This window comes from Clostridium aromativorans (assembly GCF_020908015.1).
GTDB classification, from domain to species: Bacteria; Bacillota; Clostridia; order Clostridiales; family Clostridiaceae; genus Clostridium_B; species Clostridium_B aromativorans.
Genome location: NZ_JAJJPB010000057.1, coordinates 1 through 6313, shown reverse-complemented (window position 1 = coordinate 6313; position 6313 = coordinate 1). Strand labels below are relative to the sequence as shown.

6 protein-coding genes and 1 pseudogene are annotated in these 6313 nt (G+C 33.3%); all 7 read right to left on the bottom strand.

The window, feature by feature from the left end; genetic code table 11:
* Positions 1-540, bottom strand: a pseudogene (locus tag LN736_RS18620) (RNA-guided endonuclease InsQ/TnpB family protein); the annotation flags it as partial.
* Positions 541-638: 98 nt separating this feature from the next.
* Positions 639-1049 carry an IS200/IS605 family transposase gene (gene tnpA, locus LN736_RS18615; protein WP_150358597.1) on the bottom strand — a complete coding sequence of 137 codons (411 nt, stop codon included), beginning with the start codon at positions 1047-1049 and terminating at the stop codon, positions 639-641.
* A complete protein-coding gene (locus LN736_RS18610) occupies positions 1046-1615 on the bottom strand; it encodes a UvrD-helicase domain-containing protein (protein WP_150358598.1) in 570 nt (189 codons plus the stop codon). The genes tnpA and LN736_RS18610 overlap by 4 nt, the downstream gene beginning before the upstream one ends.
* Positions 1616-1925: 310 nt before the next feature.
* The gene (locus LN736_RS18605) at positions 1926-2105 is read right to left on the bottom strand and encodes a hypothetical protein (RefSeq protein ID WP_150358599.1); all 180 of its coding nucleotides are present in this window, start codon (positions 2103-2105) and stop codon (positions 1926-1928) included.
* Between the two features lie 178 nt (positions 2106-2283).
* Positions 2284-4962, bottom strand: coding sequence for a transglycosylase domain-containing protein (locus tag LN736_RS18600; RefSeq protein ID WP_229982194.1), 2679 nt, complete (start codon positions 4960-4962; stop codon positions 2284-2286).
* Between the two features lie 20 nt (positions 4963-4982).
* Positions 4983-5390, bottom strand: coding sequence for a tetratricopeptide repeat protein (locus LN736_RS18595; protein WP_229982193.1), 408 nt, complete (start codon positions 5388-5390; stop codon positions 4983-4985).
* A gap of 20 nt (positions 5391-5410) precedes the next feature.
* Positions 5411-5770 (bottom strand): hypothetical protein, encoded by a 360-nt coding sequence (locus LN736_RS18590; protein ID WP_229982192.1) that lies wholly within the window; start codon positions 5768-5770, stop codon positions 5411-5413.
* Between the last annotated feature and the right edge of the window lie 543 nt (positions 5771-6313).

Below are 6313 nucleotides of genomic sequence, written 5' to 3'. Positions count from 1 at the left end.
TGATATATATGCTGTAACAAGGTTGTTCACCCCCAGGTCGATACCCATGTAAATACCATTGTTCTCTTTTAATTTGACATCCTGTTTCTCTACTATGATATTTAAACTATATTTTTTGTTATTTGGCAGGGGTATGATTTCCACTATCTTTGGTGTACCTGAAATTTCTTTGCCGGCAGGCATTTTTAAAAACAGATACCTGTCTGTAATGCTGTACTTTTCTTTCAGGTATATTCTCAGTTTTTTAGGCAGTGACAGCCTTAAAGTTCCGTCCTGCAGTACAAAACCATTATTGAGGTACCTCACGTTGAAGTTTGCATGTTTATACCCCGGAGGTTTCGGATTTTCTATACTTCCTGTTTTCTTCAGTGCGTAGAAGGACTTCCAGCTGTCACCCAGCTGTTTCAATACTTCCTGTGCCGTCTGAGAAGGGAGGCTTTTATACCAAAAATGATCCTTTAAAGCTTTTCTCTGCTTGTACCAACTTGGATATTCCAGACCACTTTCTTTAGTCCAGTTTGTTCTCTCATAGTTTGCCACATTCCACAGTTTTGAGGCCGCATATGTTAAACATCCAATGATTATTTTTTCTTTTTTAGTTGGATTTAATATGAAGTTAACTACTCTTTTTATTTTGCTTACCCCCTTTCTTTTTGAAGTTCAATATATTTTCTTACAGCTTCTTCTGATATAGAACCTACTGTTTCTATATAAAAAGAACTGTTCCATAAATGCCCTTTATATAATTGTTTCTGCAGCTCAGGATATTTTATAAAAAGTTTTCTGGCACTTATGCCCTTTAACATTTTAACTATATATGAAGGCTCTATTTTAGGAGGTGCTGTTGCAAATATATGAACATGATCTTCCATGACTTCCATTGTTTGAATTGCAAATCCCTTTTCTTCTGCTATCTTTTTAAACAATGTTTTTAAGTATTCATCAACTCCATTTTTTAATATTTTCTTTCGATATTTTACACTCCAAACAATATGATAATTTACATTGTATACACAGGTTCTTGCATGTATTATATTATTTTTACTCATACATATAGTATATTATATATTACTCTATAATCCAAAAGAATAAAGGCTTTCAACATATACATATAGTAACTTTGATAGCAGCCTTTCATCTCCCCTTTGAAAATGGGAGGATTCTCGGCTATTTTCCTAAATCCAATCATTTCCTTAGCTTTTGAAAATGTAAGTTGCCTTGATGTTATGTTTGCTTGTTCATAAACAATCTTTAATATTGATTCTACATCCTCAGTATCCATTACTATAAAATCATCTGGATAATACATTGTATGTATATCTTCTTTTAATAAAAGTCTACAAAAGCCATGAAAAGTTGATATTAATCCCGTATCATTATCACCTATCACTGTTCTTATACGTTTTTTCATCTCCTGTGCAGCTTTATTTGTAAAAGTTACACATAAAATATTAGCAGTAGAAATACCTAATTCATTTACTAAATAAACGTATCTGCTTGTTAATGCTTTAGTCTTTCCACTCCCAGCTCCTGCTATTACACGTATATATCCTTCTGTTGTTGTAACAGCTTCTTTCTGTGCCTCATTAAGTCCTTTAAGAATATTTATGCTCATATAAGATCCCCACCCGACATAATATATACATTAGCTATATAATTAATTATTTTAATCTATTTATGATAATATTATAAGATTTTTGTTGACAATTTAATTCCCATGAAATAAATATGTTCCTTTTTATTAACATAGGCTTTATAAGACTAGGAATTTAACATTTATATAGGTACTTTAACGATATAAATTTTTCTACTGTATAATTTTAAAATTCTATGATATAATATTAGTAATAAGAGGGTGGATTATGAATTTAGTCTGCTTTATAATTGTATATGGTATTATAAATAATAGATAGGACTTTGGAGGACTATCTATTATTCTTTTTGGAATTATTTATGTTTACTTTGGTATCAGATGATATTTCATCAGGTCTCAAAGTAATTTTATTTTCGATTTTAATATCTGACTTTTTATTAGATAATGCCACTATACAAATAGCAGTTATTGAAAATAAACTGAAGAATAATATTAAATATCCTTCTGCCATAAACGCATCACCTCTTCTTCATACGCAGACATTATCAATCATAATCCACCCACAAATAAAGAAGAGGCAACCTTATACAATTTTCTTATTACATGTTAAATTATATCATACTCTGAAACTCTATTAAAGCCAGAAAAACAGAACAGCTGGCAGGATATGTATTATTCCTGCCAGCTTTCTATTTGAGTAATAAAATTTTATCTTGAACTGCCTGTTTAAGTACTGAGGCAAGTTTTTGATTGTCAACTTTTGAAATCTTGGAAACAGCATCGTTCACTGCATTTTGAAAGTCGGAATCATTTTTATTGGTGTCAGCTGAAAAAGACTGTACTTTCTGAACCGATCCTGCCGCTTCTTTTTCTTTCTCAAGAATATCGGCCTGTTCCTGTTTTTGCTGCTGTTCTTTCTGCTTCTGCAATTCCTGCTGCTCCCTCAGAAGCTCTTTCTGATTGTTTAGTTTCTCTGCCTCAGAATTGTTTCTTTCTATTTCCAGCTGCTGCTGTTTTTCCTGATCTTTTTTTACATTTTCCCATTTGTCCCTGCTTGGTCTAAGCTGGGCAGTCCTTTTGTCAAGTCTGTCTTTATATAAATTTGCCTTATCAATATCAATAATCTGTCCTATCAGGTAATTTATACTATCTCGCAGGCTATCTATAGCTTGTATGCTATCAACACTTGTATAAGACTGAGATTCATATTTCTCAAGTAACTTTTCAACTTCCTTTTCCCTTTGAGGTTCAGATTCCCTGTAAGCAGCTTCCTTTTGTGCCCTGGCTGCAGCTTCGGCCTTTCTCTTTTCCTCTTCTATTTCATCAAGTATTGGCTTTGAAAACATATCCTGTAGTCCGCTGTTATAATCAACCTTTTCACCTGTTTGCGGATTTATATATTTATAAACCACCGTATCAGGCTTTTTAAATTCTATAGGTTTCAAATTCTGGTGAATCTTATCCATGTAATCTTTCCATATATGTCCGGGATACACGGCTCCATATAAATTGCTTATTTCCTCCGGCATGTCCGCCCCTACCCAAACAACAGTCGTATAATATTTCGTGTATCCGCAGAACCATCCATCCTTGTTGCTCGAAGTCGTTCCTGTCTTGCCTGCTGCTATCTGTCCGTTTGCAAGGGCAAGCTTATGGCCGGTAGCGTAATCTTCAGTAAGTACCCCCTTCAAAATATCCGTCATCATATAGGCGGATTCTCTGGTATATACTTTCTTCCTGTCAAGGTTTTCCTGATCTTTTACAATAATAGATCCATCCTGATATGTCATTTTTCTTACACAAGTAGTTTCCGCATATCCCCCACCATGTTCAAGTGTGGAATAAGCCCCTGCCATCTCCACCGGAGAAGTACCTTTTGTAAAACCACCTATTGCTGCTATTGAATTATAATCTTCCTTGTAGATTCCAGTGAAGTGCATATTTAGAAGATACGGCATTAATTTATTAGGACCAAGCCTTGTCATCAATATATACGGTATTGTATTCAATGACATTTCAGTTGCATACCTTAAAGTTACGCTTCCAAAATAAGTTCTTTCATCATTCTGTGGTCCGCCTGGAATATATTGATCAACAACCCTTGACAGGGGATGATATTTGTTGTCGAAAGCCGGCGTGTACACAAGTACCGGTTTTATTGCCGACCCTGGCTGCCTATAAGAAAGAAACGCCCTGTTGAACTCGTCATCTGTTCCTCTTCCCCCAACTATGGCGGCCACATACCCTGTAGCATTGTCAATACTTACGGCAGCTCCCTGTACATTATATTTATTTGTCTTCGAGTCTTTTCCTGTAAATCCTGAAAGCCCCGAATCCACACTATTCTGCAGCTGTTTCTGTTTTGACATGTCTATGGATGTGTAAATAGAATAACCTCCTGCCCTGACACGTTTGTCATAATCAGAATATGTGTAGCTGTATTTTTTCTGATACTTGGTCTTATCTACGTCGCTTTTAAATTCATATTTGAATTTAAATCCATCATATTTCATAAGATCTTTTACTGCATTGTCTATTGCAAAAGAAGTTACATAATTGTCCTTTGGCAGTTCTGGCTGTGATAGTTTTAATACAATCTCCTCTTTTACTGCACTGTCATATTTAACCTTATTTATATATTTCTCATCAAGCATTGCCTTTAAAATCAAATTTCTTCTTTTCAGTGTATTGGTTTTATTGGTTATGGGATCATATAGAGATGGATTATTGGGAATTGCAGCTAGAAAAGCTGTTTCAGACAAGGTTAAATCTTTGATGTCTTTCTGGAAATATCCCTTTGCAGCTGTCTCCACACCATAATTGCCCCTGCCAAAATATACGTTGTTCAAGTAGAATTCCAGTATCTTGTCTTTCGAATATTTGTGTTCAACATCCATTGCAAGCAAGGCTTCTTCTATTTTTCTATCCAAAGTTTTTTTATTTGATAAGAATACGTTTTTGACAAGCTGCTGGGTTATGGTGCTGCCGCCCTGTACGGCTTCCCCTTTATTTCTAAATATCTGTACAAGTGCTCTTGTCGTTCCCTTTATACTTATTGCACCATGTTTTCTAAAATCTTTATCTTCTATAGCTACAAAAGCATTTTGAATATTAGACGGAATGTTTTCAAGTGAAGTATAAGTATAATTTTGTGAAATGAGTTTGCTTATAACTTTATTATCCTTATCATAAATTGTGGTATACCCTTTTCTTTCAAAAGTGGAATCAATAACAAGTTGCTTTTTCTGATTTACATCAGCAATAATGGAATCTATTTCACCCTTATGGGTGCCATATGTAATTCCTGCACCTGCAGCCATCAATCCAAATATCACTGCAGATACAATAATTACTCTTTTATGTTTCACATAGATTACCTCCTTGACATTTAATTATGATTACTTGATTTATGAAATATTATTTCTTCAGTTTGTAAGGTTCTAGGTATGAATTCCAGTCTGTTGCAGCAGGCAAGGGCATATTTGAAAAACAGATAAGCTTTTCTGAATTGAAGGGTTTTGTAATAACATAAGCCTATATTATAGATAAAATATGAATAGTAGCTGTCGTAGCCATTGTAGCCAAGTTGCAACAGTTTTCTAAACCCTTTAAGTGCTATATCAAAACGACTGAGCCTGGCATAAGAAAAATACATAAAATACATTTCATCAAGACAATTCGTTGAATCACCATCAATATTCTGCAGAATTGATATAACTTCAGAATACTTTCCTCCATCAAATAGTTCCTTTATCTTTTTAAAATTAAGATCCACTACTACTAACACCCCTATCAACTTTTTCTCCAATCATCCCATTATATGGAAAAATATTCATTTCCCTTAAGGATCATTATTTTATTTTTACTTTCTAAATCTGGAATTTTGTATTTGATAAATTCGAGAATTTCCTTTTTGGTTCCTATGATTGATATGGCTTGAGATTTGAAATTCGGATTATTTAGACATCCTGAAGAGAGTATTTTCAAATAGTACTCTATGGAATTGAGATTTTTAACATTAATAGTTACTGTGTCCATAGCTTTTAGAAAATCTATGCTGATACTGCTTTTATCAGTGAACTTCTGTACATATATAACAAGTTTGCATATTAACTTTTCTATTTTCCTTTTGTCTTTTTCATTTTTATAGCATATGGCCATAATGATGTTTCGCATCTAAGCACCCCCAGTATCAGGCCAGTATTTATTTCATATTAAATACTACTACAGCATAAGGTACTTAAACTTTATTCATTATTGTAAAATTTTTATGGTCAAAAGTGGTTGAAAATTTAGTTGTTTTTTACATATGTTTTTGTTTTGATTATTTTTTTACAAAACAAGCACCCTAAATGACGGGTGCTTGTTTTACAATATAAAACTTGATAGGAGATCTAGTTTAAATATCTTATGGTGGTTGCATTTAAGTTTATCGTGCCCTGCAACCACAGACACTAATTTACACTCACGGATTATTTTAAAAGGAGACAATTTATCTATCTAAACTAAGGTTATTTCCTTAGAACATTTATAATTTTTTTATTGCGCATCTGTAGGGTCTACTTAGAATATCTAGAAACACAAATCCCTTAGAATCCAATTCCTTCATCATAATATTCATCTCCTCGTATAATAAGTTTATAGTCAGTTAAATGACTGCTATAAACTTATTTATTTTTTATATTTTAGTATAGATGAGAAAGCATCTGTGCTTTTCTG